19 protein-coding genes are annotated in these 20,464 nt (G+C 60.8%); 5 read left to right on the top strand and 14 right to left on the bottom strand.

All coding sequences use genetic code 11. The features are described 5' to 3' along the window. Window positions 1-14: 14 nt before the first annotated feature. The 5 genes from pilQ to ASD07_RS26600 are packed head-to-tail and all read right to left on the bottom strand — an operon-like array spanning window position 15 to window position 5,115. Window positions 15-2,180: a type IV pilus secretin PilQ gene (gene pilQ / locus ASD07_RS26620; RefSeq protein ID WP_055937745.1), complete on the bottom strand. Its 2,166-nt coding sequence runs from the start codon at window positions 2,178-2,180 to the stop codon at window positions 15-17. Continuing rightward, a complete protein-coding gene (locus ASD07_RS26615; protein WP_055937742.1) occupies window positions 2,177-2,704 on the bottom strand; it encodes a pilus assembly protein PilP in 528 nt (175 codons plus the stop codon). The genes pilQ and ASD07_RS26615 overlap by 4 nt, the downstream gene beginning before the upstream one ends. After that, window positions 2,704-3,387, bottom strand: coding sequence for a type 4a pilus biogenesis protein PilO (locus ASD07_RS26610; protein WP_055937741.1), 684 nt, complete (start codon window positions 3,385-3,387; stop codon window positions 2,704-2,706). Before ASD07_RS26610 ends, ASD07_RS26615 begins: the two co-directional genes overlap by 1 nt. Window positions 3,388-3,397: 10 nt before the next feature. Continuing rightward, a complete protein-coding gene (locus ASD07_RS26605; RefSeq protein WP_055937738.1) occupies window positions 3,398-4,036 on the bottom strand; it encodes a PilN domain-containing protein in 639 nt (212 codons plus the stop codon). Then, complete coding sequence (locus ASD07_RS26600) at window positions 4,036-5,115, bottom strand: pilus assembly protein PilM (RefSeq protein WP_055937733.1); 1,080 nt, start codon at window positions 5,113-5,115, stop codon at window positions 4,036-4,038. Before ASD07_RS26600 ends, ASD07_RS26605 begins: the two co-directional genes overlap by 1 nt. 362 nt (window positions 5,116-5,477) lie before the next feature. On the opposite strand from ASD07_RS26600, the gene ASD07_RS26595 reads away from it, so the two are divergent. Then, window positions 5,478-7,745: a penicillin-binding protein 1A gene (locus tag ASD07_RS26595; protein ID WP_229207316.1), complete on the top strand. Its 2,268-nt coding sequence runs from the start codon at window positions 5,478-5,480 to the stop codon at window positions 7,743-7,745. A gap of 81 nt (window positions 7,746-7,826) precedes the next feature. Here the strand turns inward: ASD07_RS26595 and cyaY are convergent, their stop codons facing one another. After that, window positions 7,827-8,159, bottom strand: coding sequence for an iron donor protein CyaY (cyaY, locus tag ASD07_RS26590; protein ID WP_055937726.1), 333 nt, complete (start codon window positions 8,157-8,159; stop codon window positions 7,827-7,829). Window positions 8,160-8,231: 72 nt separating this feature from the next. Here cyaY and ASD07_RS30495 point away from each other — a divergent pair, with 72 nt between their 5' ends. Next, window positions 8,232-8,375, top strand: a complete 144-nt coding sequence (locus ASD07_RS30495; protein WP_082507583.1) for a lipoprotein — start codon at window positions 8,232-8,234, stop codon at window positions 8,373-8,375. 4 nt (window positions 8,376-8,379) lie between these two features. Then, window positions 8,380-9,648 carry a diaminopimelate decarboxylase gene (gene lysA, locus ASD07_RS26585; protein WP_055937722.1) on the top strand — a complete coding sequence of 423 codons (1,269 nt, stop codon included), beginning with the start codon at window positions 8,380-8,382 and terminating at the stop codon, window positions 9,646-9,648. A 253-nt stretch (window positions 9,649-9,901) separates the two neighbouring features. Here the strand turns inward: lysA and ASD07_RS26580 are convergent, their stop codons facing one another. The 6 genes from ASD07_RS26580 to ASD07_RS26555 all read right to left on the bottom strand — a co-directional run bounded on the left by ASD07_RS26580 (window position 9,902) and on the right by ASD07_RS26555 (window position 16,129). Continuing rightward, a complete protein-coding gene (locus tag ASD07_RS26580) occupies window positions 9,902-10,540 on the bottom strand; it encodes a sulfite oxidase heme-binding subunit YedZ (RefSeq protein ID WP_055937718.1) in 639 nt (212 codons plus the stop codon). Next, window positions 10,540-11,454, bottom strand: a complete 915-nt coding sequence (gene msrP, locus ASD07_RS26575) for a protein-methionine-sulfoxide reductase catalytic subunit MsrP (RefSeq protein WP_055937715.1) — start codon at window positions 11,452-11,454, stop codon at window positions 10,540-10,542. The genes ASD07_RS26580 and msrP overlap by 1 nt, the downstream gene beginning before the upstream one ends. 275 nt (window positions 11,455-11,729) lie before the next feature. Continuing rightward, a complete protein-coding gene (locus ASD07_RS31505) occupies window positions 11,730-12,035 on the bottom strand; it encodes a hypothetical protein (RefSeq protein ID WP_055937712.1) in 306 nt (101 codons plus the stop codon). Window positions 12,036-12,093: 58 nt separating this feature from the next. Further along, entirely contained in the window at window positions 12,094-13,239 is a 1,146-nt protein-coding gene (gene ccsB / locus ASD07_RS26565; protein WP_055937709.1) for a c-type cytochrome biogenesis protein CcsB, read from the bottom strand. A gap of 28 nt (window positions 13,240-13,267) precedes the next feature. Beyond that, window positions 13,268-15,358: a cytochrome c biogenesis protein ResB gene (locus ASD07_RS26560; RefSeq protein ID WP_055937706.1), complete on the bottom strand. Its 2,091-nt coding sequence runs from the start codon at window positions 15,356-15,358 to the stop codon at window positions 13,268-13,270. 105 nt (window positions 15,359-15,463) lie between these two features. After that, entirely contained in the window at window positions 15,464-16,129 is a 666-nt protein-coding gene (locus ASD07_RS26555; RefSeq protein ID WP_055937703.1) for a cytochrome c, read from the bottom strand. Window positions 16,130-16,260: 131 nt separating this feature from the next. Here ASD07_RS26555 and yihA point away from each other — a divergent pair, with 131 nt between their 5' ends. Both yihA and hemB read left to right on the top strand, forming a co-directional pair. Beyond that, on the top strand, window positions 16,261-16,962 hold the full coding sequence (yihA, locus tag ASD07_RS26550; protein ID WP_055937700.1) for a ribosome biogenesis GTP-binding protein YihA/YsxC: 702 nt from the start codon (window positions 16,261-16,263) through the stop codon (window positions 16,960-16,962). Next, window positions 16,959-17,963: a porphobilinogen synthase gene (gene hemB / locus ASD07_RS26545; protein WP_055937697.1), complete on the top strand. Its 1,005-nt coding sequence runs from the start codon at window positions 16,959-16,961 to the stop codon at window positions 17,961-17,963. The genes yihA and hemB overlap by 4 nt, the downstream gene beginning before the upstream one ends. Before the next feature lie 34 nt (window positions 17,964-17,997). Here hemB and ASD07_RS26540 read toward each other — a convergent pair whose 3' ends face one another. Together ASD07_RS26540 and ASD07_RS26535 are read right to left on the bottom strand one after the other, a co-directional pair. Then, window positions 17,998-19,461, bottom strand: coding sequence for a sodium:solute symporter family protein (locus tag ASD07_RS26540; protein WP_055937694.1), 1,464 nt, complete (start codon window positions 19,459-19,461; stop codon window positions 17,998-18,000). A 91-nt stretch (window positions 19,462-19,552) separates the two neighbouring features. Further along, the gene (locus ASD07_RS26535) at window positions 19,553-20,452 is read right to left on the bottom strand and encodes a cell envelope integrity protein TolA (RefSeq protein ID WP_055937691.1); all 900 of its coding nucleotides are present in this window, start codon (window positions 20,450-20,452) and stop codon (window positions 19,553-19,555) included. Window positions 20,453-20,464: the final 12 nt, after the last annotated feature.

The following is a 20,464-nucleotide window of genomic DNA, read 5'->3' as shown; positions in this document are numbered from 1 at the left end:
CACTATTTTTCGTCTCAACGCGCAGAGAGGCGGTCGGTAACGATCTTTGGCGTAATGAAGACCAGCAGTTCGGTCTTGTCATTGGTACGCGAATTCGTCTTGAACAGGTTACCCAGGATCGGCACGTCGCCCAGCACCGGCACCTTGGAGGTGACGTTACGCTCGGTCTGCTGGTAGATACCGCCCAGCACCACGGTGCCGCCGTTCTCCACCATCACCTGGGTCTTGACGTGTTTGGTGTCGATCGCGAAACCGGCGCGGGTTTCCTGGCCCACGGAGTCTTTGTTGACATCGACTTCCAGCACCACGTTGCCGTCCGGCGTAATTTGCGGGATGACGTCCAGTTTCAGGTTGGCCTTGCGGAACACGATCGAGGTCGCGCCGGAAGAAGTGGCCACCTGGTAAGGCAGTTCCACACCCTGTTCGATGGTGGCAGGCGCCTTGTCGGCAGTTACCACGCGCGGGCTGGAAATGATCTTGCCGGCGCCGTCAGCTTCCAGGGCCGACAGTTCCAGGTTCAGGAAGCGGTTGGCCGCCGAGTTGAACAGGCTGACCGCCAGGCTGCCAGCCTGGGCGCCATTGATCGATTGCGCAGGCAGGTTGATGAACTGGGTGTTGTTGTAGGAACCCTGGCCATCGTCCACTTTCACGATGCCCTGCTGCTGGCCCATGCCTGTGATGTTACCGGTCAGGCCGACACGGTTGTTGCCGTTGCCGACACCCCAGCCGGCGTCGCCGCCACGGATGCCGCGCATGTCGGCAAAGCCCAGCTTGGCGCCCAGGTTACGGGTAAAGGTATCGGACGCTTCCACGATACGCGCTTCGATCAGCACCTGCCTGGTAGCGACGTCGGTCTTCTGGATCAGCTTGCGCACTTCTTCCAGCTTGGCCGCAATGTCGGTGACGAACAGCTGGTTGGTGCGGGTTTCGATGATGGCGCTGCCGCGTTTGGACAGGATGCGGTTCTTGGTGTCGCCGCCGCCTTCAATGCCGAACACGGTCTTGAATGCTTCCGCCTTCTGGTAGTTCAGCTGGAAGATTTCGGACTTCAGCGGCTCCAGGTCGGCGATCTGGGCTTTCTGCTCCAGTTCCAGCTTTTCCTTGGTCAGCAGTTCTTCTTTTGGCGCGATCCACAGCACGTTGCCGTTCTTGCGCATGTCCAGGCCCTTGGCTTGCAGCACCACGTCCAGCGCATGGTCCCATGGCACTTCCTTCAGGCGCAGGGTCAGGTTGCCCTGCACGCTGTCGCTGGTGATGATGTTCAGGCCCGAGATGTCGGCAATCGCTTGCAGCGCTGCGCGCACTTCCACGTTCTGGAAATTGAACGACAGTTTTTCACCGCGGTAGCCCTGGCTGCCCTGTACCAGCTTGTTCGGGTCTTCCTTGATCGGCTTGACGTCGACGATCAGCTGGGTGTCACTCTGGTAGACGCTCTGTTCCCACAGGCCGTGCGCCTCCACGGTCATGCGCACGTTGTCGCCGTGCGGCACGGTGGTGATGCGGTTCACCGGCGTACCGAAGTCGGTCACGTCCAGGCGGCGGCGCAGGGTTTCCGGCACCGTGGTCTTGAGGAAGTCCACCACCACGCCGGTCGGGGTCTGGCGCACGTCGACGGCGACCTGGTTGTTCGGCAGGTCGATCACGACGCGGCCTTCGCCGCCGTTACCGCGACGGAAATCGATGTCGCGCAGCGCCTGCTTGCCGGCAGGCGCCGGCACCGCTGGCTTGGCGGCTACCACCGGCAGGCCGCGCGCATCGACTGCCTGCGCCACGCCGCCGGAAGCGTCGATGGTCAGGATCACGTTCTTGCCGTCCAGCGCCGTAGCGTAGTTCAGCGTGCGCTTCAGGTTGAACACCAGGCGCGAACGGTCACCGGCTTGCACCACGTTGACGCTGGCCAGTTCGCCCATGTTCAGGTCCTGGCTGGTCTTGCCGGTAGCATTGGTGGTCTGGCCGAAATCGAGCGCGATACGGGACGGATTGGTGATGGCAAAGCCGATCGGCAGCTTTTGCGGCGTTTCCTTCATTGCGATCTTCACGATCACATTGCTGCCTTGCTGGTTGGCCGTGATCGATTCGATCGCGTTGCCTTGGGCCTGCGCAACAGCTGCGCTGCCGGCCAGTGCCAGCATTACGCTAGCCTGGCGGCACAAGCGCTTCAGGGTTCTGATGGCGATCATTTGGAGCTCTCCTTACTTTCCTGCAGTTCCAGCTTCGACATGCGCTCGACCCAGTCGCCGGCCGCATCCTGAACAATTTCACGCACCGTGATCGCGTCATCCGTGACCGCGGTGATCAAACCATAATTCTGTCCCACGTACTGTCCCTTCTTGACCTGGTAGACGGTGCGGTCGATCTGCACCAGGCCATTCATCACATTGCTCTTTTCCATGGTGCCGACCATCTTCATGGCATCCAGCGGGAAACTCTCGAGGAATTCCTTGCGGCGGTTCTGGTCCGGCGCCTGGGAGCTGCCGGCGCGGCTCTTGGCCAGTTCGGCCAGCAGCTTGCTGGCATTGAACGGATCGAGCACATCGCCGGCCACGTAGGCGAAGGGCACGAAGGTTTTCGGCTCCTGCAGCGGCTTGACGGTCGGCTTGGTCTGGACTTCGGTTTCCTTCATCCAGGTACGCACCTGCTGGACGTCGCTCTCACCGCAAGCGGTCAGCAGCAGCGCGCAGGCGAGGGGGGCAAGCTTCTTCATTACTTCTGACCTCCCTTTTTCTTCTCGTTGGCTGCTTTGCGCTGCTCAGCCACTTCTTCCGGATCGAGATAGCGGAAGGTTTTTGCAGTGGCATTCAGCTGCAGCACGCCGGCCGGCAAATCCTTGCCTTCGCGCGGCTTGATGTCCAGCGAAATGTTGTTCAGCGTGACGATACGCGCCATGCCTGCCAGGTCGCCGGCGAAGGCGCCCAGGTCATGGTAGCTGCCGTTGACACGCAATTCGATCGGCTGTTCGGCGTAGTAGTCCTTGACTTCGACCCGGTTCGGCTTGAACAGTTCGAAGGTCAGGCCGCGGCCGGTACCGGCATTGTTGATGTCCGACAGCAGGGCCGCCATTTCAGCTTTGCCCGGCAGTTGCTTCTCCATCTGTACCACGTACTTGTCGACCTGTTCTTTCTGGCGCTTCAGTTCTTCCAGGTTGACCGCCTGGGCGATCTTCAGCTTGTACTCTTCACGCAGCCTCTGCTCCTGCTGCGCGCCGGCTTCCAGTTCCTCGTACTGCGTCTGCCAGTAGAGGAAGTAGCCGGCAGCGACTGCCACCGCCGCCACGCCCAGCGTAACCAGCAAGCGCGGCAGGATCGGCCACAGGCCCGGGTGCACCCCGTTCAGGTTCCTGAACTGGGCCTTGAGCACCTCATCTAATTGTTTCAAATCAGTTGCCATGGTTATGTTCTCAGGACTTGACTGCGGCATTCGGATTGGCGCCTGGCTTGGCGCCCGGCTTGCCGTCCGGGTTTTCGTCCTTGTCGCGTGGACGCTTGATCATGACCGAGAGCTGGAACTCGACGATGGCGCGGCCGCTCGCCTTGTCCTTGCCGCCGATCGTGCCGGCTTTGACTTCCACCAGTTCCGGACGCTCCAGCCACGGCGAATTGCCGGACAGGTTGCGCAGCAGCTCGGACACCCGTTCCTGCGACTGGCCACTGCCGGTCAGCGTGACTTTCTGGCCTTCCTGCTTGACCGTCTTCAGGAACACGCCTGGCGGAGTCTGCTTGACCAGTTCGTCCATCAGGTACACCGGCTGGTTGCGGTCAGCCTGCAGGTCTTCCACTGCCTGCTGGCGCGCCTTCAGCGCATCGATTTCCTGGCGCAGCGTGGAGATTTCCACGATTTTCTTGTCCAGTTCAACGATGGCGCCTTGCAGCTCGCCGTTGCGCAGCGACTGGATCGACAGTGCCCGGGCGTTGTAGCCGCCCACCACCAGTACCACCGCCGCGCCGGCTGCAGCGCCGATGCCAAGCATCGCGTAGAACGCTTTTTTGCGCAGCGCGCGTTTTTCCTCCCGGTGCGGGAGAAGGTTAATACGTATCATCAGCCGAACCTCCGCATGGCAAGGCCGCAGGCCACCAGGTATGCCGGCGCATCGCTGCGCAGGGCCTGTTCACGCACGCCGGACGCCAGCTGCATGCCTTTGAACGGCGAAATGACGGCGCTGGAAATACGGGTGCGGCTGGCGATCATGTCCAGCAAACCCGGCAACACGGCGCAGCCGCCCGCCAGGAAAATCTGGTCGATCTTGGTAAATGGCGTCGACGTGAAGAAGAACTGGATCGCGCGCGTCACTTCCAGCGCCGCGCCTTCCAGCCACGGTGCAAGCACGTCGGACTGGTAGTTCTCCGGCAAGTCGCCGGCCTTCTTGCGCGCCTCGGCCTCTTCAAAAGCCAGGCCGTAAGAACGCACGATATCCTGGGTCAGCGAATTGCCGCCAAACGGCTGCTCGCGTTCATAGATCGTGGCGCCATCGAGCATCACCGAAATCTGTGTCGACACGGCGCCGATCTGGAACAGCGCGATCACCTGCCCGGCGCCGCCATTTGGCAGTTGGGAGGTGACGTGGTCCAGCGCGGCACGCGCGGCGTAGGACTCGACGTCCACCACCGATGCTTTCAAGCCGGCTTCTTCAGCGATCGCCACGCGGTCGACAACTTTTTCGCGGCGCGCTGCTGCCAGCATCACCTCGATGTCCTCGAGCGAATTGGCAACCGGTCCGATCACGTCGAAGTCCAGGCTCACCTCGTCCAGCGCGAACGGGATGTACTGGGCAGCTTCGGACTCGACCTGCAGTTCCAGCTGCTGCTCCGACATACCGGCTGGCAGAATGATTTTCTTTGTGATGACGGAAGCAGGCGGCATGCCCAGCGCGACATTCTTGGCGCGCGTGCCGCTTTTCTTGACCAGGCGGCGCACCGCCTCGACCACTTGCTCCATATTTTCAATATTGCCGTCGGCGACAGCGCCGCGCGGTAGTGGCTCAGAGGCGCACCGCTCAAGGCGCATGCCGTCCTTGCCCGCATCGGACAATTCCACCAAGCGCACACTCGAGGTGCTGATATCTAAGCCAACCAGCGGGCCTTGGGCGCCGCCAAACAGGGCTTTCAAGTCCAATGGCATGGATGCACTCCTGACAACTCCATAGACATTTACATATCCAAATTCGTTTAAAAACCCGTGTTTAGACCGCAAACATGAGACAGTACATTAGATGCTAGCAACATTGTCAGCGCCGTGTAAAGGTATTTCTCCAGTGCACCATTAATGTTTTGTGAGGGATTTGCCACACCCGATGTTGCAATTAATGGCATATCAATAAACTAAGTTGCCTTGTTGCCCACAACCAATATTTCCGGATATCACGTGCGCTCAAGGGCCGGGAGCCTCATTTATAATGCCTTGCATAAAACTTAGCGAAGCTCCGTATGACTGCAAACAACCACGAAACCACGGCTAAAAAATCGCCGAAGGGTTTTCTGCTGATGGCCCTGATTTCTTTGCTGGGCCTGATCCTGGCCGGCGTGCTGCTGGTGGTATTCGGCCTGGCGCTGGCTTACCCGAACCTGCCCTCGCTCGATACCATTACCGACTACCGTCCGAAAATACCGCTGCGTATTTACTCGGCCGACAATGTGCTGCTCGGCGAGTTCGGCGAAGAGCGCCGCAACCTGGTGCATATCAAAGACATCCCCGAGGTCATGAAGAAGTCGGTGCTGGCAATTGAAGACAGCAACTTCTATGAACACGGCGGCGTCGACTACTGGGGCATCCTGCGCGCGGCGGTCCACAACGCGACCGGCGGCGCCCGCCAGGGAGCGTCCACCATCACGCAGCAGGTAGCGCGCAACTTCTTCCTCTCCAGCGAGCAGACGTTCAAGCGCAAGGCCTATGAAGCGCTGCTGGCCTGGAAGATCGAGCAGAACCTGACCAAGGACCAGATCCTGGAGGTCTACATGAACCAGATCTACCTGGGGCAGCGGGCCTACGGCTTTGCTTCGGCCGCTCAAATCTATTTCGGCAAGAACCTGAAAGACATTAGCGTGGCCGAAGCGGCCATGCTGGCCGGCCTGCCCAAAGCGCCTTCGGCCTACAACCCGGTGGTCAACCCGAAGCGCGCCAAGGTGCGCCAGCAGTACATCCTGCAACGCATGGCCCAGCTTGGCTATATTACGCCCGCACAGTATGAGGCGGCGAAGAATGAGCAGTTAAAAGTCAAAACAGACAGCAGCGCGTTTGGTGTTCATGCCGAATATGTTGCGGAAATGGCGCGCCAGCTGGTCTACGAGCAGTTCAAGGAGGAGACTTACACGCGCGGCCTGAACGTTTTCACCACGATTACCAAGGCCGACCAGGATGCGGCCTACCTCGCGCTGCGCAGCGGCGTGATGGAATATGAAAAGCGCCACCCATACCGCGGCCCGGAATCGTATGTCGACTTGCCGTCGAATAAATCCGAAGCCGACGAAATCGTGGAAACCGAACTGGCCGAGCATCCGGACAGCGACAATATCGTGGCTGCGATGGTATTGAGCGCCGCTGCCGACAAGGTGGTGGCCGTTACCGCCTCCGGCGAGGAAATCACCATCAAGGGCGCCGGCCTGGCCATGGGCAAGAGCTGGCTTTCGGACAAGAACCCGCCGAACAAGCGCATCCGCCGCGGCGCCGTGATCCGCGTCATGCAGGATGACAAGGACTGGCTGGTCACCCAGATGCCGGAAGTGGAATCGGCTTTCGTCTCGGCCAGCACCGAAGATGGCGCGATCAAGGCCATGGTGGGCGGCTTCGATTACAACCGCAACAAGTTCAACCACGTGACGCAGGCCTGGCGCCAGCCGGGTTCCTCGTTCAAGCCTTTCATCTACTCAGCCTCGCTGGAACGCGGCCTGTCGCCGGCAACCATGATCAACGACGCCCCGATCTCCTTCGACGCCGGCCAGACCGGCGGCCAGGCCTGGGAGCCGAAGAACTACGACGGCAAGTATGAAGGCCCGATGACCATGCGGCGCGGCCTGACCAAGTCGAAAAACATGGTCTCGATCCGCATCCTGCACCGCATCGGCGCCAAGTACGGCCAGGAATACACCACCCGATTCGGCTTCGACTCCGAGCGCAACCCGCCGTACCTGACGCTGGCACTGGGCGCCGGCGGCGTGACGCCGATGCAGATGGCCGGCGCCTATGCGGTATTCGCCAACGGCGGCTACAAGATCTCGCCTTACCTGATTGCCAAGGTGACCGACGCCAACGGCAAGGTGCTGTCGCAGGCCAGCCCGGACAAGGCCGGCGACGAAAAGAACCGCGTGATCGACGAGCGCAATGCCTTCCTGATGGATTCGATGCTGAAGGACGTAGTGCGCTTTGGTACCGCGACCCGCGCACTGTCGCTGAAACGCCCTGACATCGCGGGCAAGACCGGTACCACCAACGATTCGATCGATGCCTGGTTTGCCGGCTACCAGGCCAAGCTGGTGGGCATTGCATGGATCGGCTTTGACCAGCCGAAGAACCTTGGCAACAAGGAAACCGGCGGCGGCCTGGCCCTGCCGATCTGGATCAGCTATATGGGCAAGGCGCTCAAGAGTATTCCGGTCGAGGAAAGGACGATTCCGCAGGGCATCATCGCTCAGGATGGCGAGTACTACTATGCGGAGAACCCGCCGGGCGTGGGGATCGACAGCCTGGAAGGCGCGACCCGTGGCACGCCGGCCGAGGAGAAGCAGAAGGACGCCGTCAAGAACGAGTTGTTCTAAACCGCTAAACCTGAATCGGCCCCGTCACGCGACGGGGCTGGCCGAGTGTCACGCCCTGCGGGTCTGACACGGGTTTGCCGTCTACGGCGCCACCACCACCGGCGCCCCACCCTGCTCCGTCACAATCTCCGACAGCGCCGCATACAATTCCGTCCCGCGCCGCGTATCCGTCCATTTGCCCGCCACCTGGCGATAGTGGAAGCCGCCCGAACGCGCCGCCACCCACAGCTCCTGCATCGGGGCCTGCGAGTTGATGATCACCTTCGATCCGTTTTCGACGAACTCGATCTCCAGCACATTGCCGCTGCGGCTGCACTCCACGTCCACCATATCCTGCGCGCACAGGCGGTCCAGCGATGCCTCGATCGCATCCAGGGTCGCTTCGGCCAGGTCCAAAAATTCCGATTCGGTCATGCTACACTCCAAGATTCCTATCAAGCCCCTATTCTAATCGTGAAGTCCCCAATCGCACTTGCTGTCCTTACAATGGCAGCCCTGTTGGCCGGATGCGGCCAAACCGGCCCCCTCTATATGCCAAAGCGTCCCGCCAAGCCCGCCACCGAGGCGAAACCGGGCGTGGCGCCACCGGCGGCTCCGGTTCCCTCCACACCACCAGCATCCCAACAGTAAGCTTATGTCCCACTTCGAATACCAGAACGGCGTGCTGCACGCCGAAGGCGTTGCGCTCGACACTATCGCAGAACAATACGGCACCCCGGCCTACGTCTATTCCAAATCCCAGCTCATAGCGAACTTCGACGCCTACGCCAATGCCTGCGCCGGCCGCGACGCGCTGGTGTGCTATGCGATGAAGGCCAATTCCAACCTCGCCATCCTCGACCTGCTGGCCCGCCGCGGCGCCGGTTTCGACATCGTGTCGGGCGGCGAACTGCTGCGCGTGATTGCCGCCGGCGGCGACCCGAAGAAAGTGATCTTCTCCGGCGTCGGCAAGAGCGTGGAAGAAATGCGCCTGGCACTCGAACACGACATCCTGTGCTTCAACGTCGAATCGATCCCCGAACTGCACCGCCTGAACGAAGTGGCAGGCAGCATGGGCAAGAAGGCGCGCATCTCGCTGCGCGTCAACCCGAACGTGGACGCCAAGACCCACCCCTACATCGCCACCGGCCTGAAAGCCAGCAAGTTCGGCGTAGCCTTTGACGAAGCGCTGGAAACCTACCGCACCGCCGCCAAGCTGGCGCACCTGGACGTGTCGGGCATCGACTGCCATATCGGCTCGCAGCTGCTGGACGACGCGCCGCTGCTGGAAGCGCTGGACAAGCTGATTGAACTGATCGATGCGCTGGGCGCCGAAGGGATCCACCTGCACCACCTGGACATCGGCGGCGGCCTCGGCATCGACTACGGCGACGGCGCACCGGTGCCGGTCGGCGACTACCTGGCACGCCTGTTCAAGCGCATCGACGCCTGGCGCACGGAACAGCACGGCGGCGCACCGATCAAAGTGATTTTCGAACCTGGCCGCTCCATCGTCGGCAATGCCGGCGTGCTGCTGACCCGCGTGGAATTCATCAAGCACGGCGAAGAGAAGAACTTCTGCATCGTCGACGCCGCCATGAACGATATGGCGCGTCCGGCAATGTACCAGGCCTGGATGGATATGCAGCCGGTGCTGCGCAAGGATGCCGCTGCTGCCATGTTCGACGTGGTCGGCCCGATCTGCGAATCCGGCGACTGGCTGGCCCGCGACCGCGAGCTGAGCGTCGACGCCGGCGACCTGCTGGTGATGAAGACCGCCGGCGCCTACGGCATGACCATGGCCTCCAACTACAACACCCGCGGCCGCGCCGTGGAGCTGATCGTCGACGGCGACCAGGTCCACGTCGTACGCCAACGCGAAAATCCAGCCGACCTGTTCGCGCTGGAATCGGTGATCAAGTAATTCTCCCTCCGGGGCGGCAGCCAGCGCCGTCCCATCCAAACCTCGGCGGCGCGGTGCGACGGCGGCAGAAGGGTGCCAAGATTCGGTGCCAAAGATTCGGTGCCAGGTCTGTCATTTGGACACGCAAGCTGATTGTTTGATAATTCTCAATACGTAAAAATGCCGGATTTTGCGTCTTGAGATTTATCAAGCGTGAGCGCTACCTGTCCAAATGACAGACCTGGCACCGAATTGTGGCACCGAATTTCAAACCTCAGCGGCGCGGTGCGACAGCGGCAGAAGCGGCGGCCGTCTTACTGCGTGCCCACCAGGCGCGCATCCCCAGCAGAACCAATACGATCAGCCCAAACAGGATCGGCTTGTTGAAGTCGTGCTTTCCTGCCCGCATCCACCAGAAGTGCAGGATGCCAAGCGGCGCAATCACGTACACCAGCTTATGCAGCAATTGCCAGCGTTTGCCGCCGAGGCGGCGTACCATGCCGTTGGTGCTGGTCACGGCCAGCGGCACCAGCAGCACAAACGCAGTAAAGCCGACGGTGATAAAAGGCCGCTTGGCGACATCCTTCAGCATCTCCTGCACGTCGAAGAAGTGATCGAACCACAGGAACGTGGTGAAGTGCAGCAGCGCATAGAAGAAGGCGTACAAGCCCATCATGCGGCGCAACTTGAGCAGCCAGTTCCAGCCCGACAAACGGCGCAGCGGCGTGACCGCCAGCGTAATGCACAGGAAGTACAAGGTCCACGAGCCGGTGTTGCGCGTGATGTATTGCAGCGGCTCGACCAGCTGGTCGGTCGCGACCAGGTAGACCAGCGCGAAGAACGGCACCAGCGCCAGCATGAAGGCGGTGGATTTGATCGCCGTCAGCTGGCGCGGTGTCGGGGTAAAGGCCATCAGTAGAACTTCTTCAAATCCATGCCGGTGTACAGCGAGGCCACTTCCGGATAGCCGTTGAACATCAGCGTCTTGCGCTTCTTGGTAAAGAAGCCGTCTTCGCCGATGCGGCGCTCGCTGGCCTGCGACCAGCGCGGGTGGTCGACGTCCGGATTCACGTTCGAATAGAAGCCGTATTCACTGGGCGCCGACTTATTCCATGAGGTACGCGGCATGTCGCGCACGAAGCGGATCTTCACGATCGACTTGGCGGATTTGAAGCCGTACTTCCACGGCACTACCATGCGCACCGGCGCGCCATTCTGGTTCGGCAGCACGTCGCCATACATGCCCAGCGTGAGTAGCGCCAGCGGGTGATTGGCTTCGTCGATACGCAAGCCTTCCACATAAGGCCAGTCCAGCACGCGGCTGCGCACGCCCGGCATCTGGTTATGGTCGGCCAGGGTGACGAACTCGACGAACTTGGCATTGTTGGTCGGCTCGACCTTCTTGATCAATTCGGAGAACGAATAGCCGATCCACGGGATCACCATCGACCAGCCTTCAACGCAGCGCAGGCGATAGATGCGTTCTTCCAGCGGCGCCAGCTTGAGCAGGCTGTCGATGTCCAGCGTCATCGGCTTTTTGACTTCGCCTTCGATCTGCACGGTCCAGGGACGCGTGCGCAGCGTGTGCGCATTCTCCGCCGGGTCGGACTTGTCGGTGCCGAATTCATAGAAGTTGTTATAGCTGGTGGCGTCCTTGCGCGAGGTCTGCTTTTCCATCACGGTATAAGCAGGATTCAGCTTGGACGGAAGAGTGGCCGCTTGCACCAGTTCGGGCCCGAGGATGGCGCCGGCAGCAGCCAGCTTGATGAACTTGCGGCGCGACTCGAAAACTTCGCGCGGCGTGATTTCGGAAGGGAGAATCAGCATGGTCGGCTCCAACTGGTGCAAGGTAATAGCCAAACCTTACACCAGTTTGCTGAAGCCGATATTAAAGCTAGCCACGCGCCTTCAGCCACTCCGACACGAAAACGCAATAGTCATTAAACGTCAGTTCTTCTGGCGTCAACTGCGCTTCGTCGCACATGGAAGGCAAATCCCCCAAGAATTGGCGGTATCTTTGCGCTATAGCCGTCCCTCCGGGTATTGTCTTCCTACGAGAAGCGTCATTCAGCCAATCTCGAACATGTCGGATCAGCACACGCTCATCCATACTGCCGCGCACCTAAGAACAAACCCAGTTCGAGGGGCATGTTGAAACGCGGAAGACTGTTGGCAGGATCCAATTCGGTCCGCGAAATATCGTGCACGCCATACCTGGAGGACTGGATTAACCTCTTAATTTTGTCCAGCCGGATGTCTGCCCCGTCGTTCTCTTCCAGCGCACAGCGCGGCACAAATCCACAATCGAAGATGGCAAACACCATCGCATTCTGGAGCGGCTTAAATTCTTCGTCGAATGGACAATTGATAAAAACATTATCGTTGTAATTATCCTCGTCCCCATTCAAGTCCTATTTTTTGGCAGCGAGTGCAGTCGCAACTGCGCGCTTCACGACAGTCTCCAGTTTACAACCTTCCGTAGGAATGCAGGCCGGAGAGGAACATGTTCACGCCGAGGAAGGCGAAGGTGGTGACCAGCAGGCCGACCAGGGCCCACCACGCCGCCGGGCGGCCGCGCAGGCCCGACATCAGGCGCATGTGCAGCCAAGCCGCATAGTTCAGCCAGACGATCAGGGCCCAGGTTTCCTTCGGGTCCCAGGACCAGTAGCCGCCCCAGGCTTCCGCCGCCCACAGGGCGCCGAGGATGGTGGCGATGGTGAAGAAGGCGAAGCCGATCGAGATCGCCTTGTACATCACGTCGTCCAGCACTTCGAGCGAAGGCAGGCGGTCCTCCAGCAGACCGTGCGATTTGAGCAGGTAAGCCGAGGCCACCATTGCAGCCAGCGCAAAAGTGCCGTAGCCAATGAAGTTGGCCGGCACGTGGATCTTCATCCACCAGCTTTGCAGGGCAGGTACCAGCGGCTGGATCTCCGACGCGCCACGCGCCACGGTGTACCACAACAGGAAGCCGACTGCGGCCGAAATTACCAGCAGCACGAAGGGCCCCAGGGTGCGGGTCTTATAATGCTCTTCGTAGTACAGGTAGAACATCGCGGTGATCAGCGAGAACAGGATGAATACTTCGTACAGGTTGGAAATCGGGATATGGCCGACGTCGGTACCGATCAGGTAAGACTCGTACCAGCGTACCAGCATGCCGGTCACCCCCAGCACGATACCGGCCCAGCACAGCCTGGAGCCAATCGCCCCGCCGAAGTCGGAACGCGCCACCAGCCCGCCCCAGTAGAACAGGGTGGACAGGACGAACATGGTGCTCATCCACAGGATGGCCGACTGGCTCGACAGCATGTATTTGAGGAAGAAGCGCTTGTCCGCTGCCGCCAGGTCGCCGCCGTACAGGCTGACTGCCCACAACGCCAGCGCAAACGACAGCGGCATCAGCCAGCGCACAGGCTTCCAATACCAGCCCAGCGCGGCAAACACCGGTGCCGACGCCAGCAGGATGCCCTTCTCGTAGACGTCCATATAGGCGCCGAAGCGGTTAAAGGCGTACAGCGCCCCTGCGCACAGGACCAATGCAAACAGCCAGTCGAACGCGTTGAGGCGCTTGAAATAGCCGGGTTGCTGGGTATAGGTTTGTATTGCTTCCATTTGCGATTCTCCAAAACTTGGCAACAGCTTACGCCGTTTGCGGAAGTTTTTCCTTGAGTTCCTTAAATTCCTGTTCAAAGTCCAGCGTCTTGCGCTGGGTGCTCATGGCCATGAGGGCCGCGGCACCGCCTTCGCCATCCTTGATCCACACCCAGACCCGGCGCTCGCGGATATAGAACATCGCGAACACGCCCAGCACCAGCAGCAGGCAGCCGAGGTACACGATGGTTTTGCCCGGCGAGCGGGTAACCTGGAATACCGATGCCTTGACCTGGGTGAATTCGTCGAGCTGCAGGTAGACCGGGGCGCCGTAGAAGAAGCTGTCCGACAACGCATTGGTGGCCAGCTGCAGGAAACGGCCGTGGGCTTCATCCATCGTGGCAGCCGGCTTGCCATCCTGGGCGCGGGCCGCTTGCCACAGTTCCCACATCGAGCCATTCAGGATCTTCAGGAAGATTTCGGCAGCCTTGGTCTGCTCGGCCTGCGGCACCTTTTCCAGGAAGCGGCTAATGGCGAAGAAGCCGGCGCCGTTGGTGTCGCCGGCGAAGATCTCCAGCCCCTTCAGGGCCGAGGCTTCCAGTTGGCCGCGCAAGGCATCGCCAGCCTTCGATTGAGGCATGGCGCGTGCCGCGTAGCCTGCGGCAGCTTTCTGGCGCAGCAGCGGGTCTTGCAGGGCGGCGCGCAGGCGCATCCACTCCCGCACGCTATGTTCGTCGTCGGCCGGAATGCGCAGGTAGCTGAACGGATCGGACGGATTGGCGCGCACGCCGGCCAGGAAGACGGTATCGCCTTCGATGGTCACCGGCTGCATATAGTTCTGGTATTCGCGCGCCTGTCCGGTCTTGTCGCGCAGCTTGTATTGCACCGAGGGGCCGACGTTCTTCAAGTCCTTGTTGTTGGCGGTCTTGGCGGCCGAGCCCAGCTGCTTGTCCAGGCTGCGCGAGAACGATTCATTCAGGCTTTCGCCCTTGGTGACCGCACGCGCGTCCTGGCCGCTGATGTTTTCCACGTTGAAGGGCCGGAAGTCGCTCCACTCCACCGTGTATTCGTCGCTCAGCTTGGTGGTGCCGTTGACTTCGCCATCCAGGCCGAAAGTGGTGGTGGCGGTGCCCTTCATCGGGTGGCCGAGCAGCTTCAGCTTGCTGCCGCCATCTTCGAAGGAAGACTGGTAAATCGCCACGCCTTCAAAGATCAGCGGCTTGTTGACCTCGACCACCGCGTCGACGGTCTTGCCGCTCTCGTTGGAACGCACCGTCACGTGGCTGGCGAACAGCTTCGGCATGCCGGTGCTGTAGAAGTCGATATCGAATTTCTTGAGCTGGATGGTGAATGGCAGTTCCTGGATCAGTACGCCGTCCGGGCGCGACAGGATGGCGGTATTGCCGGCCGTGCCTTCCGGCAGTGCAATATTGCCGCGGTAAGTCGGGTTGTGCACGCCAAGGCGATGCTGGGCCGGGATGTCGGCAATCAGGCCGGTACCGCCGAAGGCGGTCTTGCCCAGCACCCATTGCTGGAAGCGGATCGGCAGGTCGGAGTCGAGCATGCCGCCAACCAGGATGATGACGATGGCGCTGTGGGCAAAGATATAGCCGAACTTGTTGCCGGCACCGCGTTTGGCCGAGACCAGGATGGCGCCGTCTTTTTCAATGACCTTGGTGCCGTAGCCGGCATGGCCCAGGCGCTGGGCAGTCTGGCCCGCCAGCTGTTCGCGCGACAGCGGCGACTGCCAGTGCGCCTTATGGTGGAAATTGTTCAGCGAAGCCTCGCGTACCTTCTCGCGCCAGCTACGCATATCCTTCAGCATCTTCGGCGTATTGTGCACGATGCACAGCGAGGTCGACACGACCAGCAAGCCGCACATGGAAACAAACCACCACGACGAGTAAATCGCGTACAGTCCCAGTTTATTGAACACTTCGAACCAGAACGGCCCAAACTGGTTGATGTAGTTCGGCATCGGCTGGCTTTGCTGCACGATGGTGCCGATGATGGCGGCGAAGATGATCACCACGAACAGTGCGATCGCGAACCGCATCGAAGACAGCAACTCGACCGTCTCGGCCAGTGCGCCGCGCCGGTTGCGCAGCTGGATTCCGGAGGTGCTTGGGGTATCGCTCATTGCTGCTCAGGGAAAAAGTCAGGAGAATAACAAAAAAGGGCAGCCTGCTTGCGCGGCCGCCCTTTTCATGTCCAGAACCGCCCTGCATCGGGCGGCGCATTGCAATTACTTCAAGCCGGCCATGTAGTCGGCAACCGCTTCGATTTCCTTGTCGGACATGCGGTAAGCGATGGTTTGCATTTCAGCGCTGGACTTGCGGGTGCCGGCCTTGAAGGCTTTCAGGGTGGCAGCGCTGTAGTCCTGGTGCTGGCCGCCGACGCGCGGGTACATGGCTGGCATGCCGCCGCCGGCTGGGCCGTGGCAGGAAGCACAGGCCGGCACGCGGTTTTCAGCGATGCCGCCGCGGTAGATCTTCTTGCCCAGTTCGACGGTGTCCTTGTTCTTGGCGGCGCCGGCCTTGCCGGGCTCGGTGGCCAGGTAGGCTGCGATGTTCTTCTTCTCTTCTTCGGTCAGTGCCTTGGCAAACGCGGTCATCACGGTGCCTGGACGGGCATCGCCGCTGAAGGCCACCAGCTGTTTGTAAACGTAGGCTTCGCCCTGGCCACCCAGTTTTGGGTTGACGGTGATGGTCGATGCGCCCTTGGCGCCGTGGCAGGATACGCAGGCCGGGATGCCGCGTGCGTTGTCGCCTTCCGCATACAGGGTGGCGCCTTTGGCTGGATCAACCTTGGCTGCTGCCGGGGCATGCGCTTCATTAGCGGAGGCCACGCCGGAAACGGCCAGCATTGCAACGAACAAGGATTTTACAAATGGCGAAAACGCACGATTCATTCAGACACCTTGGGACAGAAGTAAATAATGAGTAGTATAAGAATTGGCGCAATATAGCATGGCAACAATTCGTAACCCCTTATTGTACAATAGCTTTCCTGCACTTTTGCCCTCTTTTTGTTGCTTTCCCCATGTCCAAACTCTGGCAAGCCCGTTTTTTCACTACCGTTAACCATCTGCGCGACCTGCCGCGCACGACGGTGCCAGAGATCGCCTTTGCGGGCCGCTCCAATGCTGGCAAATCAACCGCGATCAATATCCTGTGCAACCAGAAAGGCTTGGCTTTCGCCTCCAAAACTCCTGGCCGCACCCAGCACATCAATTTCTTCTCGATCGGCGGCGCCCACGTCGCGATGCACCGCCACGATCCGCTTAACATGGATGAGCTGCAATGCCTGGTAGCGGACTTGCCGGGCTACGGCTATGCGGAAGTGTCGGGCGACGCCAAGAACCACTGGCAGCGCCTGCTGGGCGACTATGTCCAGCGGCGCGAGCAGCTAGCCGCCCTGGTGCTGATGATGGACGCGCGCCGCCCGTTCACCGACCTGGACCAGCAGATGATCGAATGGTTTGCCCCGACCGGCAAGCCGATCCACTGCATCCTGACCAAGGCCGACAAGCTCAACCGCAATGAATCCATCAATGTGCTGCGCCAGGCGCAAGCCAAGCTCGACAGCTACGTCGATGAAGACGGCGAAGGTTTCCCCTTCACCGTGCAACTGTTTTCCGCGCTGAAGCGCATCGGCATCGAGGAAGCGACCGCCAAGATCGAAGAGCTGGCCGGCCTCGCCGATGGCGACCAGGCGCCCCCTCCTGATGAAAGTGAAGAATGATCACTCCTGATTTTCCAGCCATCCGCATGCGCCGCATGCGCCGCGACCCGTTCTCGCGCGCCCTGATGCGCGAGAACACCGTCACCGTCGAAGACCTGATCTACCCGGTCTTCGTGGTGGAAGGCGCCAACCGCCGCGAAGCGGTGGGCACCATGCCGGGCGTGGACCGCATCTCGATCGACAACCTGCTGAAGGTGGCCGAGGAATGCGTGAAGCTGGGCATTCCTGTGCTGTCGCTGTTCCCGAATATCGATCCGTCGCTGAAGACCAACGACGGCGTGGAAGCCACCAATCCGGAAGGCCTGATCCCGCGCGCGGTGCGCGAGCTGAAAAAAAACTTCCCTGAGCTGGGCATCATGACCGACGTGGCACTGGACCCGTACACCAGCCACGGCCAGGACGGCACGGTCGATGAAAAAGGTTCGATCCTGAACGACGAGACCACCGCAATGCTGGTGCGCCAGGCGCTGACCCAGGCCGAAGCCGGCGTCGACATCGTCGGCCCGTCCGACATGATGGATGGCCGCATCGGCGTGATGCGCAAGGCGCTGGAAGAGAAGGAACTGATCCACACCCGCATCATGGCTTATTCGGCCAAATACGCGTCCGCCTTCTACGGCCCGTTCCGCGATGCGGTCGGTTCGGCGGCAGCGCTGGGCAAGGCCGACAAGTTCACCTACCAGATGGACCCGGCCAACACTGACGAAGCCCTGCGCGAAGTGGCGCTGGACATCGCCGAAGGCACCGACATGGTGATGGTCAAGCCAGGCATGCCTTACCTGGATATCGTGCGCCGCGTGAAGGATGAATTCAAGGTGCCGACCTATGCCTACCAGGTATCGGGCGAATACGCCATGCTGAAGGCCGCCGCGCTGAACGGCTGGCTCGATCACGACAAGGTGATGATGGAATCGATGATGGCCTTCAAGCGCGCCGGCGCCGACGGCGTCCTCACCTACTTCGCGCTCGATATCGCGCGCAAGCTGAAAGGCCTGGCGTAAGAAAAAAACGCCGCGGAATCCGCGGCGTTTTTGTTTATGGATTCAAGCCTTTGACGTGGTGCACACCGTCATGGCGATTCTGCAGTACCTGTGGCATCAGCGAACCAGCGATCATGCCGATGAAGCCCGCCAGCAAGCCTGCCAGCTGTCCCGGGAACGTTGCGCCGAGCGAGGAGATCTGCGGGAAGAAGACAATCCAAGTAGCGATGCCAGCGCCCAGCGAGAAGATCGCGCCCTGGGTCGTGGCGCGCTTCCAGTACAGGCCCATGACCAGCGGCACAAACGCACCGACCAAGGTGATCTGGTAAGCCGAGGAAACCAGCTCATAGATCGAGGTGCCATTCATCTTGATCGCGTACAGCAGCACCGACGCTGCGAACACCACGATGGTGGCACGCATGGCGAACAGCTGCTGTTTGTCGTTCATCCCGGGACGCAGGTTTTTCAGGATATTCTCCACGAAGCTGGTCGATGGCGCCAGCAGCGTCGCCGACGAAGTCGACTTGATCGCCGACAGCAGCGCGCCAAAGAACAGGATCTGCATTACCAGCGGCATCTTGGTCAGCACGAAGGTCGGCAGCAGGCGCTGGTAGTCGTTCTTGGCCATTTCCAGGCCATGCTCGCCCAGCACGATGATTGCGCAGGAAACGATGAACATCGGCACCGCGGCGAACAGGATGTAGCTGGCGCCGCCGATGATGGCGCCGGTGCGCGCGGTCGGCGCATTCTTGGCCGACATCACGCGCTGGAACACGTCCTGCTGCGGAATCGAGCCCAGCATCATAGTCACGGCCGAGCCGACGAAGAAGGCGATGTCGGTGAACTGCGCCGGCGGCAGGAAGTTGCCCAGGTCCTTGCTGGCCACCATATCGACCACCTTGCCCGCTCCGCCTGCCAGGTCAGCCGAGAAGAAAGCGATCACGGTCAAGCCGACCACCAGCACGATCATCTGGATGAAGTCAGTCCAGGCCACCGCCAGGAAGCCGCCGATCACCACATAGATCAGCACCGCCAGGGTGCCGACGATCATGCCCATGGTTTCCGACATGGCGCCATTGGTCAGCACCGAGAACACCAGGCCCAGTGCAGTGATCTGCGCCGCCACCCAGCCCAGGTAGGAAACGATGATGGCCACCGAGCAGAACACCTCGATGCCCTTGCCGAAGCGCTGGCGGTAAAAGTCGCCGATGGTCAGCAGGTTGAGCTTGTACAGGCGTGCTGCGAAGAACATGCCGACCAGGATCAGGCAGGTACCGGCGCCAAACGGGTCTTCCACGATGGCGTTCAGGCCACCCTGCACGAACTTGGCAGGAATGCCCATCACGGTTTCCGCGCCAAACCAGGTCGCGAAAGTTGTCGTTACCACCATGATCAGGGGCAGGCTGCGGCCGGCCACCGCAAAGTCGGTCGTATTCTTGATGCGGGTGCCAGCCCATACGCCAAGGCCAAGTGTGCCCAGCAGGTACAGCACAACAAAGGAAATCAGGGTGATGTTCATCGCGGCGAAGACTCCGGCTCCAATCGGCAAATTCGGCGATTATAGCGGCAAGAACCCTGCCGGTTTCAAGAATTTTTACAACGTTGTTGCCTTATCGCACTTTGCCATAATTCGGCCAGAACTCAAGCAGCAGGAAGGCTTGCAGCTCTTTCTCGTCTTCCTTGCGCGCGCTCATTGGGACGTTGCGGCCAAGGCGATGCGACTCCCAGATGAAGTCGCCGGGCTTCTCCTTGCGGATCATCTCGACCATCTTCTTGACGATTGCCGTTTCGATATCTTTTTCCGCGCCCTGGTCGACGTGGATCTGCTGCTGCCAGGTGCGCTTGAAGTTGGTGCTGAAGCCGCGGAACTTGATATCCGCGCCATTGAAGGTCTGGTTGACGATCTGGAACACGCCGCCGGTATCGTTGCGTTCGCCATTCGCGTTGCGGCCCTGGGCGCCCATGATATTGGCCAGGGCGCGCGCCTTGCCGGTGGCGCCCGCATCTTCTTCCTGGGCCGGCTGCTGCGTCTCGCCGTTGCGCGCACGGCGGCGCTGCTCGATCAGCGCCGCCATATCCGGCACGTTGTCGGGCACCGGGGTCAGCTTGGCCTGCTCGGGCGGCACAATCTTTTCCTGCGGCTTGATGATCTCGGTGATCGCGTTCTTGTTCGGCGGCAGGTAGGCACGCGACGAGCGCGGCGTTTCCTTGGACGGCTTGGCTTTCGGCTGCGCTTTGGGCTTGGGCTGCGGCGCCGGCTTGCCCGGGGTGATATACACCATTTCGCCGGCCTTGGCCGGCGGGGTCAGGTCGATCTTGTCCTTGGGCTTGATGAAATAGATCAGCACCACCAGCAAGTGCAGGCCGATGGTGAAGGCCATGCCCCAGCGGTTGGGCTTGCTCGCGCCATACTCAAGCACCTGATCCTGCGGCCATGGCTGGCCGCAGGTCGGGCAATGGTGCCCGTCGTGGGCCGCAAGCTCGGCGTGGGAGTGGGTGTACTGGTGCAAGATATTGGCTTT

The organism is Duganella sp. Root336D2 (assembly GCF_001425005.1).
Lineage (GTDB): Bacteria > Pseudomonadota > Gammaproteobacteria > Burkholderiales > Burkholderiaceae_D > Rugamonas.
Note: the sequence above shows the minus strand (reverse complement) of the source record. Positions and strands in the feature narration are given on the sequence as shown.